This window comes from Wolbachia endosymbiont (group B) of Ischnura elegans (assembly GCF_947251585.1).
In the GTDB taxonomy this organism is placed as follows: domain Bacteria; phylum Pseudomonadota; class Alphaproteobacteria; order Rickettsiales; family Anaplasmataceae; genus Wolbachia.
On sequence record NZ_OX366371.1, the window covers coordinates 500,959 to 526,181 of the forward strand.

The 25,223-nt window shown below is 33.4% G+C and carries 26 protein-coding genes and 1 pseudogene; 8 read left to right on the forward strand and 19 right to left on the reverse strand.

What is annotated here, in order from left to right; genetic code table 11:
* Positions 1–62: 62 nt before the first annotated feature.
* The 3 genes from OPR58_RS02540 to wmk all read left to right on the forward strand — a co-directional run bounded on the left by OPR58_RS02540 (position 63) and on the right by wmk (position 3,287).
* Positions 63–731: a JAB domain-containing protein gene (locus OPR58_RS02540; RefSeq protein ID WP_265022932.1), complete on the forward strand. Its 669-nt coding sequence runs from the start codon at positions 63–65 to the stop codon at positions 729–731.
* Positions 732–1,016: 285 nt separating this feature from the next.
* Positions 1,017–2,258 carry a hypothetical protein gene (locus OPR58_RS02545; protein ID WP_265022933.1) on the forward strand — a complete coding sequence of 414 codons (1,242 nt, stop codon included), beginning with the start codon at positions 1,017–1,019 and terminating at the stop codon, positions 2,256–2,258.
* A 63-nt stretch (positions 2,259–2,321) separates the two neighbouring features.
* Complete coding sequence (wmk, locus tag OPR58_RS02550; RefSeq protein ID WP_265022934.1) at positions 2,322–3,287, forward strand: WO male-killing family protein Wmk; 966 nt, start codon at positions 2,322–2,324, stop codon at positions 3,285–3,287.
* A gap of 129 nt (positions 3,288–3,416) precedes the next feature.
* Here the strand turns inward: wmk and OPR58_RS02555 are convergent, their stop codons facing one another.
* On the reverse strand, positions 3,417–4,334 hold the full coding sequence (locus OPR58_RS02555; RefSeq protein WP_265022935.1) for a patatin-like phospholipase family protein: 918 nt from the start codon (positions 4,332–4,334) through the stop codon (positions 3,417–3,419).
* Here OPR58_RS02555 and OPR58_RS02560 point away from each other — a divergent pair.
* Entirely contained in the window at positions 4,333–4,854 is a 522-nt protein-coding gene (locus OPR58_RS02560; RefSeq protein ID WP_265023156.1) for a phospholipase D family nuclease, read from the forward strand. The two genes, OPR58_RS02555 and OPR58_RS02560, sit on opposite strands and share 2 nt — an antisense overlap.
* On the opposite strand, the gene OPR58_RS02565 is transcribed toward OPR58_RS02560, so the two are convergent.
* The 3 genes from OPR58_RS02565 to OPR58_RS02575 form a co-directional block, all read right to left on the reverse strand.
* Positions 4,855–5,073, reverse strand: a complete 219-nt coding sequence (locus OPR58_RS02565) for a hypothetical protein (protein ID WP_265022936.1) — start codon at positions 5,071–5,073, stop codon at positions 4,855–4,857.
* Positions 5,074–5,138: 65 nt separating this feature from the next.
* Complete coding sequence (locus OPR58_RS02570; RefSeq protein ID WP_262986489.1) at positions 5,139–5,657, reverse strand: ankyrin repeat domain-containing protein; 519 nt, start codon at positions 5,655–5,657, stop codon at positions 5,139–5,141.
* Positions 5,658–5,705: 48 nt separating this feature from the next.
* Positions 5,706–5,867 carry a hypothetical protein gene (locus OPR58_RS02575; protein ID WP_265022937.1) on the reverse strand — a complete coding sequence of 54 codons (162 nt, stop codon included), beginning with the start codon at positions 5,865–5,867 and terminating at the stop codon, positions 5,706–5,708.
* 94 nt (positions 5,868–5,961) lie between these two features.
* Between OPR58_RS02575 and OPR58_RS02580 the strand changes: the two genes are divergently transcribed.
* Entirely contained in the window at positions 5,962–6,921 is a 960-nt protein-coding gene (locus OPR58_RS02580) for an IS5 family transposase (RefSeq protein WP_265022212.1), read from the forward strand.
* A gap of 12 nt (positions 6,922–6,933) precedes the next feature.
* Here the strand turns inward: OPR58_RS02580 and OPR58_RS02585 are convergent, their stop codons facing one another.
* Entirely contained in the window at positions 6,934–7,179 is a 246-nt protein-coding gene (locus OPR58_RS02585) for a hypothetical protein (RefSeq protein ID WP_265022938.1), read from the reverse strand.
* A gap of 109 nt (positions 7,180–7,288) precedes the next feature.
* Between OPR58_RS02585 and OPR58_RS02590 the strand changes: the two genes are divergently transcribed.
* Complete coding sequence (locus OPR58_RS02590) at positions 7,289–8,377, forward strand: IS481 family transposase (protein WP_019236582.1); 1,089 nt, start codon at positions 7,289–7,291, stop codon at positions 8,375–8,377.
* 26 nt (positions 8,378–8,403) lie between these two features.
* Here OPR58_RS02590 and OPR58_RS02595 read toward each other — a convergent pair whose 3' ends face one another.
* The 5 genes and pseudogenes from OPR58_RS02595 to OPR58_RS02615 form a co-directional block, all read right to left on the reverse strand.
* On the reverse strand, positions 8,404–8,994 hold the full coding sequence (locus OPR58_RS02595; protein ID WP_265022939.1) for a hypothetical protein: 591 nt from the start codon (positions 8,992–8,994) through the stop codon (positions 8,404–8,406).
* Positions 8,991–9,170 carry a tail protein X gene (locus OPR58_RS02600; protein ID WP_265022940.1) on the reverse strand — a complete coding sequence of 60 codons (180 nt, stop codon included), beginning with the start codon at positions 9,168–9,170 and terminating at the stop codon, positions 8,991–8,993. Before OPR58_RS02600 ends, OPR58_RS02595 begins: the two co-directional genes overlap by 4 nt.
* Positions 9,171–9,196: 26 nt before the next feature.
* Positions 9,197–9,544 (reverse strand): phage tail protein, encoded by a 348-nt coding sequence (locus tag OPR58_RS02605; protein WP_265022941.1) that lies wholly within the window; start codon positions 9,542–9,544, stop codon positions 9,197–9,199.
* A pseudogene (locus OPR58_RS02610) lies at positions 9,544–11,133 on the reverse strand (phage tail tape measure protein); the annotation flags it as partial. The gene OPR58_RS02605 and the pseudogene OPR58_RS02610, both read right to left, overlap by 1 nt.
* Positions 11,102–12,436, reverse strand: coding sequence for a recombinase family protein (locus OPR58_RS02615; protein WP_265022943.1), 1,335 nt, complete (start codon positions 12,434–12,436; stop codon positions 11,102–11,104). The gene OPR58_RS02615 and the pseudogene OPR58_RS02610, both read right to left, overlap by 32 nt.
* Positions 12,437–12,530: 94 nt before the next feature.
* Between OPR58_RS02615 and OPR58_RS02620 the strand changes: the two genes are divergently transcribed.
* Positions 12,531–13,490: an IS5 family transposase gene (locus OPR58_RS02620; RefSeq protein WP_265022394.1), complete on the forward strand. Its 960-nt coding sequence runs from the start codon at positions 12,531–12,533 to the stop codon at positions 13,488–13,490.
* Positions 13,491–13,502: 12 nt separating this feature from the next.
* On the opposite strand, the gene OPR58_RS02625 is transcribed toward OPR58_RS02620, so the two are convergent.
* From OPR58_RS02625 to OPR58_RS02665, 9 genes are all read right to left on the reverse strand, one after another.
* A complete protein-coding gene (locus OPR58_RS02625; protein WP_265022244.1) occupies positions 13,503–13,883 on the reverse strand; it encodes a recombinase family protein in 381 nt (126 codons plus the stop codon).
* Positions 13,877–14,065 (reverse strand): hypothetical protein, encoded by a 189-nt coding sequence (locus OPR58_RS02630; protein ID WP_038249248.1) that lies wholly within the window; start codon positions 14,063–14,065, stop codon positions 13,877–13,879. Before OPR58_RS02630 ends, OPR58_RS02625 begins: the two co-directional genes overlap by 7 nt.
* A gap of 503 nt (positions 14,066–14,568) precedes the next feature.
* Positions 14,569–15,678 carry an IS66 family transposase gene (gene tnpC / locus OPR58_RS02635; protein WP_265022269.1) on the reverse strand — a complete coding sequence of 370 codons (1,110 nt, stop codon included), beginning with the start codon at positions 15,676–15,678 and terminating at the stop codon, positions 14,569–14,571.
* Positions 15,678–15,926, reverse strand: a complete 249-nt coding sequence (locus tag OPR58_RS02640) for a DUF6444 domain-containing protein (RefSeq protein WP_265022250.1) — start codon at positions 15,924–15,926, stop codon at positions 15,678–15,680. The genes tnpC and OPR58_RS02640 overlap by 1 nt, the downstream gene beginning before the upstream one ends.
* A 189-nt stretch (positions 15,927–16,115) precedes the next feature.
* Positions 16,116–17,003, reverse strand: coding sequence for a 4-hydroxybenzoate octaprenyltransferase (gene ubiA, locus OPR58_RS02645; protein ID WP_029237698.1), 888 nt, complete (start codon positions 17,001–17,003; stop codon positions 16,116–16,118).
* A gap of 3 nt (positions 17,004–17,006) precedes the next feature.
* Positions 17,007–17,357, reverse strand: a complete 351-nt coding sequence (locus tag OPR58_RS02650) for a ribosome-binding factor A (RefSeq protein WP_006015187.1) — start codon at positions 17,355–17,357, stop codon at positions 17,007–17,009.
* A 9-nt stretch (positions 17,358–17,366) separates the two neighbouring features.
* Positions 17,367–19,688: a translation initiation factor IF-2 gene (infB, locus tag OPR58_RS02655; protein WP_139686428.1), complete on the reverse strand. Its 2,322-nt coding sequence runs from the start codon at positions 19,686–19,688 to the stop codon at positions 17,367–17,369.
* Positions 19,689–19,695: 7 nt separating this feature from the next.
* The gene (gene nusA, locus OPR58_RS02660) at positions 19,696–21,249 is read right to left on the reverse strand and encodes a transcription termination factor NusA (RefSeq protein WP_265022944.1); all 1,554 of its coding nucleotides are present in this window, start codon (positions 21,247–21,249) and stop codon (positions 19,696–19,698) included.
* Positions 21,250–21,336: 87 nt separating this feature from the next.
* The gene (locus OPR58_RS02665; protein WP_320109899.1) at positions 21,337–24,411 is read right to left on the reverse strand and encodes an efflux RND transporter permease subunit; all 3,075 of its coding nucleotides are present in this window, start codon (positions 24,409–24,411) and stop codon (positions 21,337–21,339) included.
* 161 nt (positions 24,412–24,572) lie between these two features.
* Here OPR58_RS02665 and OPR58_RS02670 point away from each other — a divergent pair, with 161 nt between their 5' ends.
* Positions 24,573–25,223, forward strand: a complete 651-nt coding sequence (locus OPR58_RS02670) for a hypothetical protein (protein WP_265022946.1) — start codon at positions 24,573–24,575, stop codon at positions 25,221–25,223.

The following is a 25,223-nucleotide window of genomic DNA, read 5'->3' on the forward strand; positions in this document are numbered from 1 at the left end:
TGCTGATAAAAAACAGCAGTAAATAATTAAAAACAATTTGTTATTAACGAGGAGTATATTTTATGAATAATAGTGAAAAACTTACAGAAGAAATTGAGAGAGTACTACAAAGCGGAGGAGGAAGTGCTTTATTTGATCGTGAAATAGTGGCAGTGCTTCTAGGAGCAGTTCATGACAGGAAGCAAGCACAAGATGTTACTAAAACTCTAATGGATAACTGCCCAGGAATAGGAGAAATTTTGGGACGAGAAATCGATGACCTGAAAATGATAGACGGAATGACTGAACATGCAGCCGCAGCGATTGAATGTGTTAAAGAAGCTTACAAGAGGGCACTAAGAGAAGGGTTAAAAAGAGGCCCAGTAATGGATAGCCAAGAAAAGCTGATAGAGTATGTAAGGGTAAACATAGGCTTTTCAGCAAAAGAAGCTGTCCTGATAATATACTTGGATAAACAGAACCGTCTGATAAGAGATGAAGTGTATTTTGGTACAATAGATGAAGTACACCTATCTGAAAGGAAAGTGGTAAAAAAGGCGTTATCAATGGAAGCAGCGTCAATAATATTAGCTCATAACCATCCGGGAGGGAGTTTAGAACCATCAGAAGATGATAAAGTAATGACTAGAGAATTAGTGTCAGCATGTCAAGGAGTGGGAATTGAGCTAGAGGATCACATTATTATGACAGACAAAGGATATTGCAGTTTTAAGGAAAGAGAGCTGTTATAAACCAAATTTCAATTGCTTGAGAAGTTTGGCTACACAATGAAATATAAAATCAAGTAGCAAAAAAACTTAGTCAAGAATCTGTATTGGAGAATTACAAAATATAAAAGATCTTTGTATAGTTTGTATATTAAGTTGTAGTTAAAGAATAAAAGTCCTGATAAAGCCATTCTTTTAGTATAAATAGTTGCAGAATATACAAGATCTTTTTATAATTTGCGTATTAAGTTAATCATAAAGCAATAAATTGCTCTGTAGACTTGAATAACATGATTAATAGGAGGCTATATGACTACTAAAAAAACAGTATCATTTGATGATACAGATGGAAATACTTATGAGTTAATCATTGATTCTAAAAAGTTACCAAAAGGACTATATAGTGCTATTAGGCGTACTAGCAAAAAAAATCAGCAGCTTATACTTGTAGACGAGACTGATCCGAAAATATTTGATGATAAAAGTAGGTTTGAGAAGCCTGAAGGTGTGCCTTCCCCTAGCGATGTTTCTGAAAAATCAATCAATCTTGGAGAAGGACGTGAGATTTATAACACAAAATCTTCAAATCGTCAAAATCCGTTTATTCCAGCCTTAAGTAAGATAGAGCCAAGTGCAAGTGAAAATGCAGAATTGAGATGGTTTAAAAGTAGAGTAGTAAAGGCAAAAAGCGTAGACGAACTGAACAAAACTATAGATCAAGCACTAAGTACTGGAATAAGGATAAATGCGTATAGTGAAGGACAGAAGAGTTTTGCTGATACAGTAATATCGAAAGTATCTTCGATCAAATGCAAAGAAAATGAGAAGGAAGACATAATATGTGAATTGATGCTAAATGGAGCAATATTCAGTTACGATCTATTGCAGGATAAGGGAATAAGTGAAATGTATAACAAACTGTATCAAGAGATTCGTCCACAGATAGATGAATGGCTTAAAGAACTGAGAGAAATCGGTGCAAGTGCTATTGAAAATGAAGGAATCATAGAAGATGTGGAAATAGACAATCAGACATTTTTTATGAAATTTTCTGAAAATAGCAAGGTAAATATTGCAAGAGTATTGGAAGGTACAAAAAATTTAGGATTAACCACAGGAGAGGTAAAATTAGGAGGTGATGTTATAGAAATAGGAAATAGCAAGGTTGAGGTTAGAAGTGAAAAAGAAGGTGAGAGGAATTACGTTGATGTGTCTGACAATAGTGCTTTTGAGATAACATTTCCTACAAGTATTGGTAGCCTAAAAATTGTAGTATACCATAATGCGGAAAATGACAGTCAAGTAGAGGTCAGAGTAGCAGATAAAGAAATGTGGTCTGAACTACAAAAGAGAGGGGAAAATATAGGAAAAGAGTGTTTTTTTGGAGGAATGACGGTCACAGAAGCGGTAGAAAAAGGAAGTTTTCCTAGGAGTGGTAAGTGGAGTAAAGAAAAGGTAAAAGAAGAAATAAAGGCGATTAGTAATAATGAAGCATTATCATGGGTTGATAGGGTGTGTGGAGGTAGTAAAGAAACCTCTCGAAAGCTTTAAACAATCGGAAACTTTTCCTCAATAAAGTTAAGCTATAGCAAAAAATTTTCTAGCAGGGTATATATGTTTATTTCCGCAAAAATAGTGAACAATAATACAAAGAACATTAGCCCTGCAAGATACAAAATAGCACAAAAAATAAGAAGCTGGAGGCTAAAACAAAAGTATACCCTAAAAGATCTAGTAGAGAAAACAGGCATAAAATATCATACATTACTAAGATATGAGCAAGGAGCATGTGGCATTCCAACTAAAAAATTAAAAGTAATAGCGGAAGCATTATCAGTTCATGTTGGCAGCTTATTTCCTAGACAAAAAGTACTGAGAGAAAATTGTTCTTTTAACAAAGAATGGATGATAGCAAAAATAAAGGGACAAGAGTCATGCAAGTTGATTCGCGATTTAACTGGGTTTATTCAAGCTGAAGAGGAAAATAATGTAAAAGCTGCAAGGGTAAGCATGGCCAAGAACTTAGCGAAAGTGGGGTTTGATAATGATATTATCTATCGAGCAACAGGCTTATCAACTGAAGAATATGATAATAAGGAGAAAAAAGGCTCTGAGCATTCAAACGAAGGACAAGAGATAAAAAAATGGAGAATAATAAGAGGGTATACTCAAGAGGATTTAGCAAGAGAGCTAGACATAGGACCTTCACAGATACATCACTATGAACAAGGGAGTGCTACCATTTTAAGTGAAAGATTATGGGAAATAGCAGAAAAGTTATCAGTGAATGCTGAAGATCTGATGAAGAAGTATGAAGAAGATAGTTATAAAGCAGAAAATGAGCTATTAAGTTGGGTGAGAGAGTCTAAAAAGATTGACAATCAAGAATCACGAGATGAACTAGGCATATGGGTAGAATTTTTATCGCAAAGAAAGCAAGTTTACAAAGAAAAGATTTACAAAGCAGAGGCAATAAAAGTTGCGAATAATCTACGTATGCTGGATGTTTCTATTGATGCTATTTCTAAAATAACAGATTTATCTATTGAGGAGCTTGAAAATTATGCTTTCAAAACTTAATCTGGGTTAAAAACAGCAGTAGTTTACTGATTCATAAATAATATATTAACATATAAGTGAAAGTAGTTATATATTTAATATCACGACTTCTACTCTAAAAACTTGTTTAGCTCTACAGAATTTGACGTATCAAGATAAAACATCACAGAATTTTTCTATCACTTTCTGATTGTCCTCTATCATTGCCTTTGCCTCTTGCTGAAGAGATTTGATATTTTTTGATGTAATATTATCCATGTCAGGTGATGCTATTTTTAGTTGCGATTGTATGCGTATATATTTATCAGCTATAACTTGATCAAGTTGGTAATTTACTGCATCTAAACTTGAGGCAAACATCACATGTAGTAGTGGTTTTATCCAGCCTATTTTTCCCAATCTCTTTGAATTGGCTATGCTTCTATCTGTTCTGCCAGTACCTATCGATAACAGTAGAATATCATCATTTGGAAATAACCTCTTACCACTTGCATATGCACAAGCCGCTGGATTATTGGCAAATACCCCGCCATCCACTAATACCATTTCCTTTTGGTTGATTTTTAGATGTTTTGGTATGAAATAAGTAGGGGCAGCCGTTGCAGCTCTGAGTGCATCTTTCAGCTTAATATTACCTTCTTTCCAGCTTTTAAAGAAAAATGGACGATTATTGTGAATATCATAACTTGTAATTAGCAAATTACTTAAAGTGTTTTTTAGAGTATCACCACCAAAATATTTATCCAGTACAAATTCAATATTTTTATATGGATATTGTGCACAGTTAAACCAAGATAATATTGATCGCCTGAAGAATGAAGATTTAAAAATATATGACCCGTATTCTTGGTAAAATTCAACTAAATCATTGGCTGAGTATTGGGGATTTCCTTGTTCATCTTTCCTGCATAACCCTGCTACAACAATCCCACCAGTTGAAGTACCAGCCATTAGATCAAAGATTTCAGCTATCGGTTTCCTTGCCTTCTTTTCTACTTCTGCTAATATTATGGCTGGTATTATACCTCTTATGCCTCCTCCGTCAACTGAAAGGATGTATTTTTTCATGATTAGATATTTATTAGTTCTATTAACTTGCTCACTTTTATCAGGGTGTGTTTCTTGTCCAAGTACTACTGTATGTTTCACTCCTAGAGAAAATTGCACCAACCTAATAATTGATTCCGTGGATCATGCTAAAAAATCCGTGTTGGTTCAGGCATATTCATTTACTTCTAAATCTATTGCAAAGTCGCTAATCGAAGCTAAGGAACGTGGTGTTGATATTAAGGTTATCCTAGATGAATCACAAACTAGTTCAAAACATAGTGTAATTAACGAATTATTTGAGCACAAAATCCCGATATGGATTGACTTTAAACCTGCTATTGCTCATAGCAAGGTAATTATTATTGATAATCAAAAAGTCATAACTGGATCATTTAACTTTTCAGATGCCGCTCAGCAAAGAAATGCTGAAAACCTACTGATCATAACAGGAGATCCTCCACTAGTTGAGCAATACGTTGAAAATTGGAAAGATCGTCAATTGCAATCTAGGCCTTATACGCCATTAATAGAAAATTGATTACTCACATTTTAAGTTGCTAGCTTTAAAATCATCCAACTCTTCAGAAAGATTTTTCACCCTTTCCTCAAGTACGAGTACCTTTTCCATTAAACCATATTCAATAAGTTTATCGTGAAATTGTACCCTTGAGTCTAACTTGGATAACCACCATATGATTGCTACGGTTTGGATTAATAACGTGATAATTACTGTAATTGGAACTTTTTGCTTTTTCATGTGAAAAGATTAATTTGTTATGGATAGTTTTGGAAGTTTATATGGAGATCAAAAAACTTACAGCTTTAGTGATTACTTTTTGTTGATTCGTATTGATCCTCTGCTTTAGCAAGTAGCTTTATGATTTCTCTATATGTTTTGCCTTTGTTTTTATCATATCGCAATTCCACTACAGCCATATCTCTTGGTCTTCTTCCATCTCGATCTGTAGCTATAGGATTTGATCCTTTATCTAATAAGAATTTGACAATTTCTAAATGTCCATTATCTGCAGCATAATGTAGTGCTGTTCGCTTAAATTTATTGGCAGTATTTATATCAACATCCTTTTCTACTAAAAATTTTATAATTTCTAAACATCCTTTTTCTGCAGCATAATGCAATGCTTTTTCGCCAATATTTACATTATTTTGTATCAAGAGCTCGATATTTTCTAGGTCACAAGTTTCAGATGCAATCTCTAATTTAGTAATGCTATCTTTATATCTCTTTTCAGATAAGGAAATACATACGATTACAATACATACTGCTAGTGCTATTAATAAAATTAGTCTATTTTTATATATGATCGAATTTATGTTCATGTATTATATATTTATTTGGAATTTAATGACCATTTGCTTAAGTTTCACTTAAACAGCTTTGCTCACTGTTGCCTCTACTATAGTTTGATATCCTCTATTATTCAGAATATGTTCTGCCTTGCTAATTACCCATTCACCTTCAATTTCCTGACAAAATCCTGAAAGACTGATCTTAGCTTCTGCAAATAATTCTGGATGGCTTTGTTGCATAGCTAGTGTTGGTTGAGGTTATTGTAAGGAGAAAAGCTTATGGTTACTAACGCATTTTGTTGTAAAATAGGCATTTTTCAAACAAGTATAACTTATGCCACAAAAAATGAGAGTAAGTAACCAAAGAGAATATAATGAGTTTCTAAAAAAAAGAGGAAATGTTTTTCATTTTGTTAATCAAGCCATAGAAAATTGGTATGAAAATAGTCCAAAAGTTGCAGGTGGCAATAACACTTATAGTGATAAAGTTGTAATTTTAATACACATAATAGTTCATCTTTTTAGAATTGGCTTGAGACAAGCTGTAGGTTTTGTAAAAGGTTATATGGTACAAATAGGCAAAAAACTTAAGATTATCAGCTATACACAAGCTTCCAGAAGATTTAAAAAGCTTAATTTGAAGATTGATGACCATAGAAGCAATAAAGATGATCTGGAAAATGTTGAAATTGCCGTAGATAGCACTAGAGTTAGTATCTACAATAATAACGGTGGGCATAGTAAGCTTAATATTCGAAAAAGAAAATACAGTGGTTATGGTCAAGTAAGAAAATTACATGTTATTTTAAACATAAATGATAAGAAAGCAATAAGCATGAACTACACTAGTGGTGTTGCTGTAGACTATTTGCCGGTCTGCGATATGTTAGAAGAAGTCAGTGATAAATATAACATTTGTTCTATTCGAGCAGATGCGGCTTATGATATAAAAAGTGTGTATAAAGAATGCAGAAAATACAATATTGTGCCTATTATTCGCCCTAGGAAGGATACTAAAATTTGTTTAGCTGACTACTTATCAGAAAGAAACAAGTATATTAGTAGAATTAGGTCATATGAGAATTATGAAGATGGTATTAATGAATGGAAGAAAAAAGTTAAGTATGGAGCACGGTCTTATATTGAAGTCTTTTTCTATAGGTTGAAGCAAATATTTGGGTTTGGCTTGAAAAATAAATCAGAGGTAAATCGTGAAAAAGAGCTGTTAATTAAGTGCTACTTACTGAACAAATTTACTGATATTGGTATGGCTAAATTTAAATTAGCTGCGTAAGTTCATTGTGATTTACATGCCTATCAGTGCTATGCAACAAAGCCATTCTGGATTACCAGGAACAGTTACATTTAAATTTGATGTACTACGTTTTAGTTGTTTTAACTTAGCTGCTGCTGCACTAATTGCTGATTCTGCAGTAGAGTAAAGCGTTTGCAGAGTATAACTTGGACCCTCATTTCCCACTTTCTCTTCTATAGTTTCTCCCTTTTCATAACTGTGCCATTTTGCAATAACAGATCCATATTTGTTACACACATTAAAATTTACCTCCCAATTTATAATATCTTTAGGTGTATTAGATAGAACTTGATCTGACACTTTAAAAAAGTAAGTTATAAAATAATAAAAGAAAGGAGTGTTAGATATGAGTACGATACAAACAAAAATACTAAAACCAAAGTTAGGGTTATTAGAACTAGCAAAGCAATTAGGTAACGTATCACAAGCGTGTAAGGTGATGGGTTATTCGCGTGATACATTTTATCGATTTAAGGAGTTATATGAAAGTGGGGGAGAAGGAGCATTACATGAAATAAGTAAGAAAAAACCCCTATTAGCAAACAGAGTTTCCGAAGATATAGAAAGGGCAATAATTGGCATAGCTACAGAATTTCCAGCATATGGACAACAAAGAGCTGCAAATGAGCTGAGAAAAAGGGGTGTAATAATTTCCGAAGGTGGCGTAAGATCTGTATGGCTAAGAAATGACATTGAAACGTTCAAAAAAAGACTTAAAGCCCTTGAAGCAAAGGTTGCACAAGACGGCATAATTTTAACTGAAGAGCAACTTGCAGCATTGGAAAAAGTTAAAGAGCAAAGAGAAGCTCACGGTGAAATTGAAACAGAACACTCAGGTTATTTAGGGTCTCAAGATACTTATTACGTAGGCAATATCAAGGGCGTTGGGCGCATTTACCAGCAGACTTTTATTGATACATATTCGAGAGTGGCTTTTGCTAAGCTTTATACAGATAAAACTGCTATTACCGCTGCCGACTTGCTGAATGATAGAGTAATACCATTTTTCGATGTACAAAACGTGCCATTATTGCGCATTTTGACTGATAGAGGTACAGAATATTGTGGCAAACCAGAAAATCATGCTTATCAGCTTTATTTGGGAATTGAAAATATTGATCATTCAAGAACTAAAGCCAATTCACCACAAACTAATGGCATATGCGAAAGGTTTCATAAAACTATGCAAGATGAGTGTTACAATATTATCTTTAGAAAGAAAATCTACAGTTCTTTAGAAGATTTGCAGATAGATGTTGATCATTGGTTACGCTCTTACAATGAGACCAGGCCTCACTCAGGTAAATATTGCTATGGTAAAACGCCTATGCAGACTTTTCTTGATAGCAAACACATTGCTTTTCAGAAAAATATTAGTAACGTTAAACAAGAGACTGATATTAGTTTTAACTACCTCAATTCTTCTGTCAGTTAATTCGTTGCTGTCAGATTAAGTTGTGTCTAGTACACTTTAGGTGTAAGTACTGTTGTGCCTAACATCTTTCCAGTCGCTGATCTTGCTTCTCCCTTCGGAATAAAAATTATATATCCTCCTGCTGGTTTTACTAGTGCATCATATTTTTTGCCTAATCCTTCCAAAAAACTCATGTCGCTTTCATCTGCTTGAATGGTATGTGGTATAAATATATTTTCAAATCTTTCAGCGACTTTACCTTCATACCCATGTTCTTGTGCTATTTCTTTAATCAAATCTCCCAAGGTAATGTCTTTCCATTCCTTTGATTTTCTTTCCTTTAATGATCCTCTTAAACTTGCAGCGTCACATTTTATTCTTAAAGTTTGTGGTGGACTTTGTATTGTAATTTGATTTGCCTTATATACCCCCATAGGTAATAAACCTGTTTCTTTATATCCTAGAAAAACCTGTAAATTACCCTTAAGTTCTAAAGCGCTAGAGCTATAATTAATACATATCTCAGCTTCGTCACTTGTAGTACCTGATCCATCAGTGACACGTAGTAATATTAAACTCTTTTTTAAAACCTCTGTTACTGGGTTATTTTTTGCTACTATATCAAAATCTGGTGTCATTTATCTAAAATGTTTATAACAGATTCTTTCGGTATTTTTTGAATTTTAGGAAGCTTAATTCTTAATCCAGCGGGCAAAAAACTTTCATGTTCTGCAAGGCCTGAATTTTCAAGCAATACTTCCTCCACTGCTCCACTACTGTATCCATAATGTTTCCAGCAAATTTCATCTAACATTTCGTTTTCTTTAGTGTAATAATAAATCACTTACTGTAACCTTTTAACTTCAAAATAAACTCAACTTTTCTTGGTTTTCCATCAGGAAAAAATAATATCTGTTTTTCTTCTACATTAGTAATGACAAAATTTCCAAGTATATTTCCTGAATTATCAACTAGAACGTGTGGTTCTTTAGTATCACGTATATTTTTTAGCCGTTCTAAGCCGTTACTCTGATAACGTGGATAAATCACTCCTGTCAGATCAATACATTCAATTCCTGAGCCAATGTTTTGTAGCGACGTTTTTTCAATACATTCAATTGTATACCACCTTTTTTCTTTACTGTATCTTAGGCTTATTGGTTCAAGCTTACATTTTCCAAGCAACATCAATGTAACTCTTCAACTATATCAAAAAGTGCCCCACGTGCTTGTTCTCTAAATCTTTCTATTACTGCATCAGCAACGCTGCGGACATCTTCAGACTTAATGTTGATATTAAACGTTTGATAGAATGCTTGGTTATATACTTTAGATTCCCTATTTTCATATCTACTTTTCTTGAATGCTTTCTCAACTTCTTCTTGTTCCATAGCTCTTTTTTCTTCTATAACACTTTTTACTTTAAAACTCTCAAAATTGCCTTTACTATTTTCTGAAAATTGTTTAACAGCACTATTATTTATCAATGGGTTTCCATTACTGAAAATGCTATTTTTAGAAAGCCTATTAACAACGTTTCCATTATTTTCAAATTTTCTAATCGAGCTATTCTCAGCAAATATGCTACTAACTTTATTTCCTATCCATGAAAAAGTTTCTCCTATGGGTTTAATGAGTGATTTCCAAAAGCTAGAGAAAAAGTCTTTCACTTTTTGCCAGTTAGTTAGAACATAAGCTGCACCAGCAACAAGACTCGCTATTAAAAGTCCAATTGGGTTAGTCATTACAGCGAGTGTTATTGCTCTTAGTCCTGTTACTACTGCAGGAAAAACTATAGCTGATAAAAATGAAAATGTTGCCAATATCGTTGCTTTAAGACCAAAAATTGTACTTCCTAATAAAGTAATTCCGTAGCCTACTCCCACTACTAAGACTTTCAAACTTATCAAAGCTGCTAAAGTACTCATGATTGCCGTAGTTAAAGTTGGATATTTTTCTGCAAAAGAAGCTATACGCTCTGTTATTGCTTTCAAACTTCCAGCTAAATAATTTAAAGTAGGCAACATTACTGACCCTAGATTCATGCCAGCTTCAAATACTGCATTTTTAAGTAATTGTAATTTATTAGCTGTAGTATTTGCCCGATTGTTAAATTCGTCCTGCATTGAAGCGTTATATTTTTCTTTATCAGCTAAATGTTCAATAGCTTTCTTGTAAATGTCTAAGCTTCCTACTAAAAGAGCAATGTCATCTTGAAACCCAGCACCAAATAGATTCATAAGAATACTGGCACGCTCTTGATCGTCTATTCTTTTTAAAGTTTCAAGGAATTGCAATATTGCCTCTTGAGGATTTTTTTTAATAGTTTGTTCGAGCTCTTCTATACTTGTTCCCATCTCATCTAATGCATCGTGAAATTCAGGACTTTGCTCTCTTGCAGTCTGTAGTTTACTGAGAAAGTTATTTATAGCAGTTGCTGCTTTTTCAGGTTGTTTACCTAAACTTATGAACGCACTTGCTAAGCTACTTGCTTGATCAACTTCTAAACCAAACTGTTTAGTATTACCGCCAATTCTATTCAGTGTAAGAACCATTTCCTTTGCTTTAGCAGCAGTATTATCTGAAAGATGGTTTATTATGTTACCTGCATTTTCCATACCATCAACTTTAATTCCATAGACGTTGGATATTTTCGCAATAGCATTACCAGCTTCCTCTGCCGACATATCAAACGCTGTGGTCATTTTAGCAACTACTGTTGTAAACTTCATAAGATCATTTTTGTCAATACCAAGTTGACCACCACTTACCCCTACAACAACATTGCAAGCATTGATTTTTTTCCATATGAAAAGAGTCTGGAAGCTCTTTTACTCTAAACACGATGTTTACATCCTCAAAATTAATCTCAATTCGCTTAACTAACGTTCTAATAATATCACGTTTAGTTAGCCAGTCTGCATTATTAAGACTTGAGTTAATACTAGAGGAAAACCCCTCTAAATTTGTTACTACTAGAGTTAACTCTTGTGTGAGTTTTTTCTGATCAAATATCTTTTTCTTTTGTTCTTCAACCATTTTTAAGTTTTGTTTCATTGCTTTAATTCTTGGCTCAAATTCTTCTTGATCAATATATTCTTGAGCATAACTATCAATTAACCTTGCAATACCTCGTTTTAATTTATCTTCTTGTGTTTCAAGCAAAGCGCTTTTTTGATCTAGTGGTGATTTTTTAAGTTCTGAAAGTCTACGTTTATACTCCTCTAATATTCTATTCGGATTTTTTAATAGATGTTTCACCTCTTCCCACACAGCCATGTCTAATGTATCTGTACGAATTAATTTGTTGTTACACATTTTATTACCGCCAAAACGGTATGAATCCGTGCCAACACAACGATAATATACCTGATTATTAGTTTTTTTCCCCTCCTTATTCCTTGCAGTGCTAGTACCATAATATGCATAATTGCAAAGCTTACATACTACTAAACCTTGCAATAAATGTCTTGCTCCTCTTTGTCTTGTTCTTGCTATTTTTCTATTCTCAGCTAATTGTTCTTGAACGATTTCAAATAAATCTTCGCTTACTATACTAGGTACTTTAATATAAATCCAATCCTCTTTTGGAACAGGATAAGTAGAATAATTATCTTTTGGATGCTCGCAGGAGTTTTTTTTCGGTCTTATATGTTTTAGTTTTACGCCAAACCTTGTTTTACCAAAAGCTGCTTGTCCTTTATAAGCAGAGTTTTTTAACATACTCAAAACTACAGCCCTATCCCAATACTCTTTTCCAGTTCTCGTCATAATGGACATAGCACTTAGCCTACGACATACTTCTCCTATACTGGCTCTTTCTCTTCCTACCCAAGAGAATACTTTACGAACAACTTCAGCTTCTTCTTCATAAATCTCAAATAAGGCCTGTCCTGTTTCTGTATTTTTGTTTATATAACGATAGCCATAAGGAGCAGCACTCATTACACTTATACAACCCTTATTTGCTGCATAAATCTTTCCTCGACGACTTCGTTCCATGATTTTTGCACGTTCGTATTCTGCTATCATACCTTGCATTTGTAATAGTAATTGAGATTCTGGATGGCTTTGTTGCATAGCTAGTGTTGGTTGAGGTTATTGTAAGGAGAAAAGCTTATGGTTACTAACGCATTTTGTTGTAAAATAGGCATTTTTCAAACAAGTATAACTTATGCCACAAAAAATGAGAGTAAGTAACCAAAGAGAATATAATGAGTTTCTAAAAAAAAGAGGAAATGTTTTTCATTTTGTTAATCAAGCCATAGAAAATTGGTATGAAAATAGTCCAAAAGTTGCAGGTGGCAATAACACTTATAGTGATAAAGTTGTAATTTTAATACACATAATAGTTCATCTTTTTAGAATTGGCTTGAGACAAGCTGTAGGTTTTGTAAAAGGTTATATGGTACAAATAGGCAAAAAACTTAAGATTATCAGCTATACACAAGCTTCCAGAAGATTTAAAAAGCTTAATTTGAAGATTGATGACCATAGAAGCAATAAAGATGATCTGGAAAATGTTGAAATTGCCGTAGATAGCACTAGAGTTAGTATCTACAATAATAACGGTGGGCATAGTAAGCTTAATATTCAAAAAAGAAAATACAGTGGTTATGGTCAAGTAAGAAAATTACATGTTATTTTAAACATAAATGATAAGAAAGCAATAAGCATGAACTACACTAGTGGTGTTGCTGTAGACTATTTGCCGGTCTGCGATATGTTAGAAGAAGTCAGTGATAAATATAACATTTGTTCTATTCGAGCAGATGCGGCTTATGATATAAAAAGTGTGTATAAAGAATGCAGAAAATACAATATTGTGCCTATTATTCGCCCTAGGAAGGATACTAAAATTTGTTTAGCTGACTACTTATCAGAAAGAAACAAGTATATTAGTAGAATTAGGTCATATGAGAATTATGAAGATGGTATTAATGAATGGAAGAAAAAAGTTAAGTATGGAGCACGGTCTTATATTGAAGTCTTTTTCTATAGGTTGAAGCAAATATTTGGGTTTGGCTTGAAAAATAAATCAGAGGTAAATCGTGAAAAAGAGCTGTTAATTAAGTGCTACTTACTGAACAAATTTACTGATATTGGTATGGCTAAATTTAAATTAGCTGCGTAAGTTCATTGTGATTTACATGCCTATCAGTGCTATGCAACAAAGCCATTCTGGATTATCGCTAATTTGATAATTTAAAAAAATGACTTCCACTCCTAATTTCTTAAACTCTTCAAGTAATATCATCTGATATGCATACTTACGAGATAAACGATCAGGAGAATGAATATAAACCTTATCAATGTTACCTTCTGCTATTTTATCACGTAATTTTTCCAAACCAGGACGGATTATGTTAGAACCACTATAACCATTATCAATAAATTTATATTCATTTAATAATTTATGTCCATCCATACTAATTTGATTCTCTATAGCAGCAATTTGGCTTGCTATTGTATCTTCTTGTGCTTGCCTCCCTGAAGAAACTCTTGCATATAAACTAACTGTTACCATTTTACCGTCCTCAAATCTACTTTCTTATATTCAGAGTTTTCTTCCTTTTTGCTCGCTTTTATTGGTTTACTTAACACTAATTTTTCATATGCATCTAATAGATACAACTCTGCTAATCGATTTACTTCATAACTACAACTAATCCGCACTATTAATTTCTTGTTGCCCATGAGCTCTACCATATATTATCCATCGAGACATATGGTTATTTGATCATTAGCTCTATAAATAAATTCAACTCTCCGTTCTTTTTGTAGAAGCTTTCGAGAAATAGTCTTCTCAAGTTTCAGGTTTATTGCAATATTGTTGGCGGAGTCCCAGCCTTTATTTTGTATGCATTCAAGCAATGTGTGACTATTACGCCACCTAAAAAAATAATCATACACTGTCTTCCATAGAGGAAAATCTTTTGCTCTACTGGCAAATACCTTTCATTATGTATTGTATAACATTAATAATTGCTTATTTTGTGCTTTCTTGGCCACACCTTGTGCAACTCTTGGCTCAAGAAATTTCCATTCTTTGTCACTTACATCACCTGGATATATTTTTTACTGATCCTATCATATTATCTTCCTGATTTCCTTTCAAGATATGTTCTAAAAAGTAGAATCCGTTCAGCAGGGTGACAAAATAAGGTAGAAAAGACGTAACCGTTCACGGATTGTGAGAATGAATTAAAGAACTAAGCAGTGACAGCTACTAGATTCTGTAGCTTTTGAAAGGGGTTCTGGCCATTTAGACGTGATGTCAAAAATATCGACAACATTCTTTCCACGAATCTTTCTCCACGTTCTGACCAGGTGAAAAAGCTGTTTTTACGATAAATTACGTACCGTCTAATTTGCCGTTCTGCAAGGTTATTAGTTGTTTCTATCACTTCAGGTTTTCTTAAAAACTTCCACATCATATCCTCAGATCGTAACATCTTAGCGGCCATTCTTGAAGCTTGAGTGCTATTTGCAACCCTCGTCATTTTACGTAAAAAATGTTTTACCCTTTTCCGAATTTTTCGCACCAGTCGATAAAATCTCAAATTATCTATCAAATTTTGTTTTTTTGCCTTATCTACTACAAACACCTTATTGCTGAGCGATTTTAGTGCTTGGCCAATTTTGCTCACTTCAACATTTTTACTATGGGCAAATCTCTCAAAATCTCTTGCCAGATGTGCCCAACATATCTGTCTATTTTCACGATTGAAGTAATTGTATACAGCGTATCTATCGCTCACAACTATACCATCATATTCTGGCAGTAAACTCTTCAACACCTTCTTACCACGAGACTCGCTTACCTTCAGAAGTGTCAACGCTTTGTTTGTTATTACCCAACTCCAGCCTCTCTTTCCTTGATTTCTGTGCCCTGTTTCGTCTATATGCAAATACTCGCTTCCTTGCAACTCTTCCTTCATTTTCTCATATTCAGATGCACACTTCTTCGATACCCTGCGTTCAGTATTTGAGACTAAACCAAGGCTTATATTTAGATTAAAAATACTGCCCAAAATTTGCTGTACCTCTCTTTTTGAGTTAATAAAAAAGCCGCTAAGGCTGCTTATAACTGTTTTAGCATTGGGTCCTAGAAAATCTCTTGCAACACCTTCGGGTAAATTTGCTGTAATTCTTTTATTACATACTCTACAATGTCCTCTTTGCAACCTGTACTCAGTTACAATTGGCTTAATTTCTGGCAACTCTGCCTTCTGATGAATAATTTCATCTTCTAAAGTAATCTTACCTCCACACATACAAATTGTATCAATTGTGCATCTCACTACCTCGTCTGCAGCCATTAATTCACGCTTATGCACCTTATGTCCTGGCTGACCTCCTGGTTTTTTATCACTTTTCTTTTTTGCTTTCTTACGATATATATCTCGTGATGGTGGCAGCGATGAGAATTTTGCGAATTTAAGCCCAATTTGTCTTCTAATTCAACTATTTTTGCTTTCAAGCTATCATTTTCTCTGATCAGTGCTTTTATTTCTTCCTTGAGATTAGCCTTTTCTGCTACAACCTTTTCTTGCAGCACTGTTGTCATTTACCCATTCCATATTTAGATTCCTATCTCTTTACACTTTTATACTTACTTTGTAAACCACCTTATCTCCGTGAACGGTTACGAAAAGACAGCCATAGAAATAAATGGTGTCATTCCAATATGATGCTTTCTCTGTCATCCCAGCACTTGACACTGGAATGACAACATTTTTGCTTCGATATTTACACATTAGCCATGCATCTGAACGGATACAAAAGTAGAATTTAGAATTCTATCTAAAAGGATACCGAAAAAGAGCAGGAGTCCTATCTGGGAATTATTTTTAAATATGGACATGCATTGATTAGAATCGTCTGGATTGAAATTTTTGTGTTGGTGGTGAAATATGAATCCTATGGCAAGTAAAGCAATATAAAAGATGTTATTTAATGATGATAGTATACCAGCGTACAACCATGCCATTAAGGATATTAAATAAAATCTTTTCAACCAAGATTTTGTTGTATTGCCAAAATATAATGCAGTAGATTTCATTCCTAATTTCTCATCATCTTTTTTATCTTGATGAGCGTATATAGTATCATAACTAAGCGTCCAAAAGACGCATCCTATATAAAATAGCAAGGATTCTATGCTAATCTGGTTTGTTATTGCTGCTGAACCCATGAGTGATCCCATGTTGAAAGTAAACCCTAAAAACAATTGTGGCCACCAAACGTAACGCTTTAGCAAGGGGTAGATAACTATCATGCACATTGAAATTATTCCAAGTATAAGAGTAGTTTTATTGGTTAATAATAAGATTAACAGGGCAATAGACAGTAACAGTGAAAGTAAAGCCAAAGCCTGCTTTATGTTTAATGCACCACTTGCAAGTGGCCTATATTTTGTTCGTTCAACGTGCGCATCTATTTCTCTATCGAAGATATCATTGATTATGCACCCTGCGGGTCTCATTAAAAATGCACCTATAGTAAACAAAACAAGGAGAAAAAGAGCTTGATACGATAGAGAAGTTGAGGCTAAAAGAATGCCGCTTAAGCTAGGAAATAGCGCAAGCCATAAACCTGTTAAACTGTGTATTCTCATTAATGAGAAATAATGGTTGAAATACATTAATTAAGTGTGATTATGTAATATTTTGCTTACATTGACAAAATTATCGAATGCTAAATCAGGCTTAAAAACTAACTCAGGTATAAATCGCAAATCAACATAACACAATATAGATTTACGTATTGACCATGCAGATTGGTTCATTTCATTAACAACAGTGCTGATATCATCATTATCATTTTGGATGTTTAATGAAGATAACACAATATATACATCTGCTTTCTTCAAATCTTTGCTTAGCTTTACATCAGATACTACTACTTTTTCATTAAGAACATTACCTTCCATTAAGACTTTTGATATTGCCCTGTGTAATACCGATGCTACTTTTAGGTTTCTAATTTCCTTTTTCATATTCAACTACTATAACGTCCTTTCTTCTTGCACTAATTGATAAGCTTCCAAAATGTCTCCAACTTTAATATCGATATTACCCTCTAGCGATATTCCGCATTCAAAATTTACACCCACTTCTTTAACATCATCTTTAAATCTACGTAGTGCTTTTAACTTTCCTTCATGCACCAATTTGCTGCCACGTACTACCTTAATTAAAGAATCTTTTTTTATAACTCCATCAGTGACATAACATCCGATTATATTACCGGCTTTGGATGCATTAAATATTTGCCTTACAGATGCAGAACCAACACGAACCTCTCGTGTAACAGGCTTTAACATTTTAGTTAGATACATCCTCATGTCTTCAATAAGCTCATATATTATATTGTAAGTATGTATTTCTATACCTTTTTGTTTTGCTAATTCTCTTATTTTTGAATCCACTTTTACATTAAAAGCTAAAATTACTGCGCTTGATGCTTCTGCAAGCAGCACATCTGAATCTGTTACTCCTCCTACTGCTTTGTGTAGAATATTTAATTTCACTTGCTCTTTACCAAGCTTATCAATTGAGCTTGATATTGCTTCAATAGAACCAGTGACATCGCACTTTAAAACTACAGATAGTTCTTCTGTTTCACTATCATTACGACTGAATATATCTAAATTACTGTCGTCTAAATCTTCTTGCTTTTTCTTGATTAATTCTAACCTGTATTCAACAATTTCACGAGCCTGCCTTTCAGAGTTTACAACAACAAATTTATCTCCAGCATTTGGTACACCATTTAAACCAGTAACTTCAACTGGAGTAGAAGGTAGTGACGCTTTTTCTCTTTGACCAAGGTGATTAATCATACTGCGTACTTTGCTGTATGTTGTACCAACTATCAATATGTCACCAATCTTTAATGTTCCTTCTTCAACTATTAATGTAGCTGATATTCCTTTAGCTTTATCTATTTTGGACTCTATTACCCATCCAAGTGCTCGACAATCCTCTATTCCTTCTAGCGTCATTAATTCAGCAATTAATAAAATTGCCTCTTCTAGTTTATCTAAGTTGATTTTCTTTTTTGCTGATACTGGCACAATTATAACATCACCACCAAGTTCTTCGGGGATGAGGTCATACTGAGGCAAACTATTAATTATTCTTTCTACATCGCCAGGTTGTGATTTATCAATTTTATTAATGGCAACTATAATAGAGACATTTGCTGCTTTTGCATGGTTTATTGCTTCAACTGTTTGTTTCATGATTCCATCATCAGCTGCAACTACTATCACAACTATATTAGTAATATTGGCACCACGTGCACGCATTGCAGTAAACGCCTCATGCCCTGGTGTATCAATGAAAGTAATTTTTTGCTTATTTTTTGTCGTTAATTGATAAGCACCTATATGTTGAGTGATGCCACCTGACTCTCTTTCTGCAACATTGGATTCACGAAATGCATCAAGCAATGATGTTTTACCATGATCCACATGTCCCATAAAAGTAACGATAGGTGGTTTTGGTCTTTTAGGTAAGTTTTCTCTGTTGCTTATGAAGAGTAAATTCTTTTCTTTATCAGCATCACTTACTCGTTTAGCCGTATGATTAAATTTTTTTGCTATTTCGCATGCTATATCTGGATCTACTAGATCATCTACTCTATAGCTCTCCCCAACTTCTTCTTTGAGCATTTTTAGCACACTCTTGCTATCTTCTGCCATACGAATAGATAACTCCCTGATAGTTATTTTGTCTGGTATAATAACTTCTCTTGCTATATTTTTACCCTTAGTAAACTTTGATTGTTTACTTCTTATACCAAATTTTTGCTTAAATACAGGGAGGTGTTCATTTCTTTCATCTATTGCCTGTGTAATTACTAGCTTAGAATGCTTAGAGTATATATCTTTGCTAGCTTTAAAAGACTTTTTATCATTGTTCTCATATTCAATACTATCTTCTTTTTGTTCAACTGAGTTAGTATTACTTAAAACTTCCTTATTTATTTCTTTAGGTACAGAGTGTGATTCATTTTTATCTTCAGCTTCTTGATTGCTTTCTTCTTTTTTTATTTTCTCTTCTTGTTCTCTCTGATTCCTTTCTTTCAGCAAAGTAGCATTCTGTACAGCATTAATGCGGGAAATTTGTTCTTTTTCAGTTAAAGAGCCTAATTTACTCTCGTCAAATAAACTATATTCTTCTGCAGAATGAATTTTTCTTCTTTTTTTTACTATTGTAGTACCAGTACTTTGACTATCTAAAGAGTTTAAATTAATGTCTAATTTAAGCTTGCTTAAGCCTTGTAGGGTTAATTTTTTATTACTGATATCTTCATTATTCATATTGTTTTTATATTAATCCAAGCTTTTTACGTGCTTCTATGATTATTAAATCTGCTGTATCTTTTAGATTGTCTTTATTATTAGTTGAGGAAGAGAGTATGCTACAAAACTCATAATTTGATAAATCTGCTATGTCCTCTAAAGTTTTAATATTATGTTTACTAAGAGCAATTTTATTATCTATTGATAAGGCTAAGTTGATTACATCGTCTTCCATACCTAAATTTTTTAGCTCTTCTATTTTTCTATCATTCTCTGCTTTCAGGTAATTATTTGCTCTATTATGAAGTTCATTTGCAATATCTTCATTGAAGCCCTCTATTGAAGCAAGTTCCTTAATTGAAGTGTTAGATATATCTTCTACACTTGAAAAACCTTCTGTTACCAATAATTGGCCCATAATCTCTTCTAAGTTTAAAGCTTCAGCAAATAAAACTGAACATTGACTAAATTCTTTATTTCTTCTTTCTGATTCTTGCTGAGTGCTTAATATCTCAATTTTCCATCCAACAAGCTCTGAAGCTAATCTTACATTCTGACCCTTTTTTCCTATAGCTAAACTCAATTGATCTTCAGCAACTATTAACTCTATACAATTTTCATTTTCGTCAATAATGACCTTTGATACTTCTGCAGGAGTAATGGCTTTAATAACAAATTGACCCAAATCTGATGAGTAATGTATGACGTCGATTTTTTCACCGTTTAATTCGTGTATAATAGTTTTTATTCTATCTCCTTTAACTCCAACGCAAGCACCTACTGGATCGATATTCTTATCAGATGAAAAAACAGCAACTTTAGATCTTGAACCAGCGTCTCTAGCTATACCTTTAATTGTTATCAATCCGTCAGCAACTTCTGGTACTTCTTGATTCAACAATGCCTCTAAAAAGCCTTCATGAGTCCTAGAAAGAATGATTTGACGTCCATCGTCAGAGCGCTTAACAGCCTGTATGTAAGCTTTAAGCTTATCGCCTTCACGAAATGACTCACCACCAATTAAGTTTCGTAAAGGGAGGTATGCTCCAATTCCGTTTATGTCTATAATAAGATCTGAATATTCTACTTGTTTAACGATGCCATACCTCATTTCTCCTACCTTATCTTTAAATTCCTCATATTGCTTTTTTAACTCTTCATTTTTGATTATTTCAGAAATCTTTTGCTGGGCAATTCTTGCTGAAACAAGATCAGTGTTAAGAGAAATCAACTCACTAATAGTATCTCCAACTTTTGCATCTTCTTTTATTAACTTAGCTTGTGTCAACTTAATTAAGTCACACTCATTTTCATTTGATTCATCATTAATGACTTTTAGTTGTCTATATGAGGTAACTTTGCCTGTGTTTCTATCTATATTAACTACAATTTTACTTTTGCTACCATACTTTTGTTGAGCTACTGCTTCGATAGCACTTTTAAGTGCATTTATTATAATATTAAAATCCAAACCTTTTTGAAGTGAGAGCTCTCCCGCTGTTTTTATTACATCAAGGCTCCCAACTATGTTATTCTTGTTGCTTTTCTGCTTAACACTGCTTTTACGATTAGCAATCATATAAATAAATCCAATTTAATTAGTTATAATTATAGCTTCAACAGGTAAAGAACGCTATCTAAAATGTTAAATGATTGCTAATTTAAGTCAAGTTTTTTCATGTCTTTGTATGACAAGCAACGCCGGAGTAAAGAGTAAAGTTAAGACCGTTGCAGCCAATATTCCACTTGCTATGGTTGCTGAAATATCAACCCACCACTGGCTTGATGGAGCATCATATGTGATTTGTAGCGTAAAAAAACTGATATTTAACCTAGTAATCATAGGTATTAAACCAAGAACTGTAGTTGCAACGGTAAGTAGTATTGGCCTGATGCGAGAAATTGAAGCGTTTATTATACATTGCTTAATGTTATTTTTGCGCACCTTAATTTGCTGATGAAAGGCATCAAGCAATAGTATATTATTATTCACTATAATTCCTGCTAAAGCAATTATCCCCACTCCACACATGACAACTACAAAAACTTTCTGAATAAGAAAGAAAATGAAAAATACACATGTTGTTGATAAAAACACTGCTGTCATTACGATAAATGTATAGTATATGTTGTTAAACTGTGCCACTAGCACCAATATCATCAATGTAATTGCTAATATAAAAGCCTTTAATAAAAATGCTCCTGATTTTTGTTGATCTTCCTTATCACCTTTGAAATCAATCTTTACTCCTTTACTACAGTCTTGAGTAATCGAATTTTGAATGAACTTAACTCTTTCATCAACAAGATAGCCAGTATCAACGTCAGCAGAGATTGTTACTGTGCGTGATCCATCAATCCTACTTAGTTTATTTGCCTTTTTTTCGGGAACGTATTTCACTATGCTACTCATAGAATATGGTCCATTTGCTGTATTAATAAAAAGGTTATCTATAGTTTTCATGTTGCGATTCTTTCTGGGAAAGCGTAGTACAATATCAATTTCTTCATCTGCGTTATTTGGTCTATATTTTCCAATTAATACTCCATTTGTAACCATCTTTATAAAATCACCGATGGTTGCAACACTTACTCCAGAGCTTGTAGCCTTACTCTTATCAATACTCATATTCCACTCTATTTCAGGTGCTGATCTACTATCTTGAATATTTATAAATCCAGATGAAGGTTGGTCCATAATTTTTAGGATTTTCTCTGCTACTGAATTCAAGTTGGATGCACTTCCGCTTAAGTTAATTTGTATTGGCTTGTCAGCTGATGGTCCTGACTTTTGTTCCTGTACATCAATTATTACTCCTTTTATGTTTTGTACACTACTCCTTATATCATTTAGTATTTGCGTAGCTTTGCGCCTGCAGCGCCAATCTACAAGTTCCAATTGAATTTTGGCAATAACGTTGTCTGAAAATTTTCCTGATCGAGCATAAAAAACATAAATTTCCTTTTCAACACCCAAAATACGTTCTTCTACTTTCTTAAGTATCAAATCTCGTTCTTTGGCTGATAAGCTTTCTTTTACTTTAACGCTGATTAAAATGTTATCTGAATCTACATTCGGAAAGAACTTTAATCCAGAACCAAAAGTAAAATATAATATACTAGACAAAAATAAAACAAACACAACAACACATACAAATTTTTTGGGGTGATCTAAGACTTTCTCTAACATACGTACATAAGTTCTTATTATAAGCCCAGTATTTTTTATCTCACCACTTTCTATAGCACTCATTCTTATTATTTCTTTTTTTGAAGTTATGGAAGGTTTACCAAATATTGCACCAAGTGTTGGTATAAAAACCAAAGCCATAATTAGCGATCCAGTTAAAGTTAGAATTATTGTAATTGGTATGTACTGCATAAATTTACCGACTGTATCGGGCCAGAGTAACAGAGGGAAAAACACTGCTAATTTAGTCAATGTTGATGATAAAACTGGATAGAACATATCATGAACTGAGGTGCAAAAGGCTTCTACTTTATCCATGCCACAAATCATCTTTCTATCAGCATATTCGCTGATTACAATTGCATCATCAACCAGCATGCCAACTGCCATAATTAAACTGAAGAGCACAACTATATTTAGAGTAATACCCATGAGGTAAAGAGCCATTATTCCTATTAGAAAGGAGCCAGGTATTGATAGTGCAACAAGAATAGCAGCCCTTGTTCCCATAAAGAGCATTATTATGGTTAATATTAGTAATACGGCAAATATTATACCATTTTCCAAGTCGTCAAGCACATCACGTACATTTTTTGACTGGTCATTCAAATAAACTACTTTTAAATTTTCAGGTAATTGATCTTTTGCTTTGTCCATTAAGTATTTTACTTGATTTACCGTGTCTATTATGTTTTTTCCATTACGTTTTGAAATTTCTAGTACAATGCTAGGTAGTCCATTAATACGAGCAAATCCTTGGTGATCCTCAAACCCAAGGTATACTTTTGCTATATCTTTGATTCTCAAAACTGCATCACTTTGAGATCTAATAGGAATATTCATAATATCTTCTATGTCTTTTAATAACCCTGATATTTTAATCGAATATTTACCGGTATCATTTTCTAGTGATCCGGCTCCTACCAATCTGTTGTTGTTTGATATAGCTTGAAATATCTCATTTGATTGAATGTTATATTTTGTTAGAACTGTGGGCTCAATTATAACTTCCACTGTTTCTTTACGCATACCTGCTACTTCAACTTTAAGAACATTTGGCAGAGATTCTATTTCTTTCTTTAGTTTGCGTGCTATTTCAGTTAAAGTTCTTTCCGGCAAATTACCAATCAAGCCAACGTTTAGTATCGGAAATAAGCTCAAGTTTATTTCATTGATTATTGGAGATTCTGCTTCAATAGGTAATTTTGATTTTATGTTTAAAAGCTTTGAACGGACATTATCGAGCACTTCTTTATTATCATACTCTGTTCTAAATTCGAGTATCATGTGAGCACCATCATTAGTTGCAAAAGCTCTCAATTCTTTTACACCTTCGATGGATCTTAGTTCATTTTCTATAGGAAGCACTAATAGCTTTTCACTATCCTCGACAGAAATACCAGGAAACCCGACAAATACGCTAATTATAGGAATCTGTATATCAGGATTGCTTTCTCTTGGCATTTTTATATAAGTGTATGAGCCGAAGGTAAAAATCACGATAAGCAATAATATTACTGTTCTATTCCTCTCTATAATTAAGCTTTTCATTCCGGACATTATACGTATTTACATCATATTATAGCTAAGATAAATTATATATTAATTAATCCTTATATAGCTTTATGTAAATGATTAAAATTTTTACAATTTTGCAAGCGTAAGAAAATTTCTATATAATATGACTTTAGTATGGTATTTGAGGGATTATTATGGTAGCAGTTTTAAGTGTGACAGAAGGCAAGAATAAAGTGATCGTATCTGGGTTGGTTGGTGTTTCATCAACTTTAGTATTTTTAACAGTGATTCACATTGCTGCAAAGATAGCCATTATAGTTACTGCTGCTGCAGTTACTTACGCATTACTTTCATTGCTTAATAAAGCAGGAGCTAAGTCTGTTAAAACTGATGATATGTCAGAAGATGAAGGGTATAGCAGTGTTAATGAAGGTGAAGAAAAAGATACCGTAAAAGAACCAAAAAGAACTGAAACTGAGCTAGAAGAAGAATTAAAAAATAAAAGAGCAGAAGAAGAAATGAAAAATGGACTACCTAAACATATGGATTTCAAAGGTAATTCACTTTCTAAAAGTGCTGATACTACAGATAGTCATTTCGTTTCTAGTGCTACAAATATTGTTATGGAACCTTTACCTAAACACATGGATACACTTGGTAATCCACTTCCTGAGCAGCCACCGAGCAACCTTACCAATATAGGGCTTGGATCATCTAAAAGTACGCAGAAACTATCTGCTGCAGACTTGCTATTACAGTATGGGAATGTAAATAATGATGTGAGGAAAGTGCTAGAATGGCCAATTACCTCAAACGAGTTTAATGGGTTAGGGTTTAACAGGTAG

What these genes read in the sequence shown, in the direction of transcription:
- OPR58_RS02555 (WP_265022935.1), bottom strand. Translation starts at nt 4,334, where the DNA reads ATGAAAAAATACATCCTTTCAGTTGACGGAGGAGGCATAAGAGGTATA.
- wmk (WP_265022934.1), top strand. Translation starts at nt 2,322, where the DNA reads ATGTTTATTTCCGCAAAAATAGTGAACAATAATACAAAGAACATTAGC.
- OPR58_RS02565 (WP_265022936.1), bottom strand. Translation starts at nt 5,073, where the DNA reads ATGAAAAAGCAAAAAGTTCCAATTACAGTAATTATCACGTTATTAATC.
- OPR58_RS02600 (WP_265022940.1), bottom strand. Translation starts at nt 9,170, where the DNA reads ATGTTAGATGAAATTTGCTGGAAACATTATGGATACAGTAGTGGAGCA.
- tnpC (WP_265022269.1), bottom strand. Translation starts at nt 15,678, where the DNA reads ATGGCTGCAGACGAGGTAGTGAGATGCACAATTGATACAATTTGTATG.
- OPR58_RS02545 (WP_265022933.1), top strand. Translation starts at nt 1,017, where the DNA reads ATGACTACTAAAAAAACAGTATCATTTGATGATACAGATGGAAATACT.
- OPR58_RS02670 (WP_265022946.1), top strand. Translation starts at nt 24,573, where the DNA reads ATGGTAGCAGTTTTAAGTGTGACAGAAGGCAAGAATAAAGTGATCGTA.
- OPR58_RS02640 (WP_265022250.1), bottom strand. Translation starts at nt 15,926, where the DNA reads ATGACAACAGTGCTGCAAGAAAAGGTTGTAGCAGAAAAGGCTAATCTC.
- OPR58_RS02540 (WP_265022932.1), top strand. Translation starts at nt 63, where the DNA reads ATGAATAATAGTGAAAAACTTACAGAAGAAATTGAGAGAGTACTACAA.
- OPR58_RS02625 (WP_265022244.1), bottom strand. Translation starts at nt 13,883, where the DNA reads ATGGTAACAGTTAGTTTATATGCAAGAGTTTCTTCAGGGAGGCAAGCA.
- OPR58_RS02665 (WP_320109899.1), bottom strand. Translation starts at nt 24,411, where the DNA reads ATGAAAAGCTTAATTATAGAGAGGAATAGAACAGTAATATTATTGCTT.
- OPR58_RS02590 (WP_019236582.1), top strand. Translation starts at nt 7,289, where the DNA reads ATGAGTACGATACAAACAAAAATACTAAAACCAAAGTTAGGGTTATTA.
- OPR58_RS02630 (WP_038249248.1), bottom strand. Translation starts at nt 14,065, where the DNA reads ATGGTAGAGCTCATGGGCAACAAGAAATTAATAGTGCGGATTAGTTGT.
- OPR58_RS02620 (WP_265022394.1), top strand. Translation starts at nt 12,531, where the DNA reads ATGCCACAAAAAATGAGAGTAAGTAACCAAAGAGAATATAATGAGTTT.
- OPR58_RS02595 (WP_265022939.1), bottom strand. Translation starts at nt 8,994, where the DNA reads ATGACACCAGATTTTGATATAGTAGCAAAAAATAACCCAGTAACAGAG.
- nusA (WP_265022944.1), bottom strand. Translation starts at nt 21,249, where the DNA reads ATGATTGCTAATCGTAAAAGCAGTGTTAAGCAGAAAAGCAACAAGAAT.
- OPR58_RS02560 (WP_265023156.1), top strand. Translation starts at nt 4,333, where the DNA reads ATGATTAGATATTTATTAGTTCTATTAACTTGCTCACTTTTATCAGGG.
- OPR58_RS02615 (WP_265022943.1), bottom strand. Translation starts at nt 12,436, where the DNA reads ATGCAACAAAGCCATCCAGAATCTCAATTACTATTACAAATGCAAGGT.
- OPR58_RS02575 (WP_265022937.1), bottom strand. Translation starts at nt 5,867, where the DNA reads ATGCAACAAAGCCATCCAGAATTATTTGCAGAAGCTAAGATCAGTCTT.
- infB (WP_139686428.1), bottom strand. Translation starts at nt 19,688, where the DNA reads ATGAATAATGAAGATATCAGTAATAAAAAATTAACCCTACAAGGCTTA.
- OPR58_RS02580 (WP_265022212.1), top strand. Translation starts at nt 5,962, where the DNA reads ATGCCACAAAAAATGAGAGTAAGTAACCAAAGAGAATATAATGAGTTT.
- OPR58_RS02570 (WP_262986489.1), bottom strand. Translation starts at nt 5,657, where the DNA reads ATGAACATAAATTCGATCATATATAAAAATAGACTAATTTTATTAATA.
- OPR58_RS02605 (WP_265022941.1), bottom strand. Translation starts at nt 9,544, where the DNA reads ATGTTGCTTGGAAAATGTAAGCTTGAACCAATAAGCCTAAGATACAGT.
- ubiA (WP_029237698.1), bottom strand. Translation starts at nt 17,003, where the DNA reads ATGTATTTCAACCATTATTTCTCATTAATGAGAATACACAGTTTAACA.
- OPR58_RS02650 (WP_006015187.1), bottom strand. Translation starts at nt 17,357, where the DNA reads ATGAAAAAGGAAATTAGAAACCTAAAAGTAGCATCGGTATTACACAGG.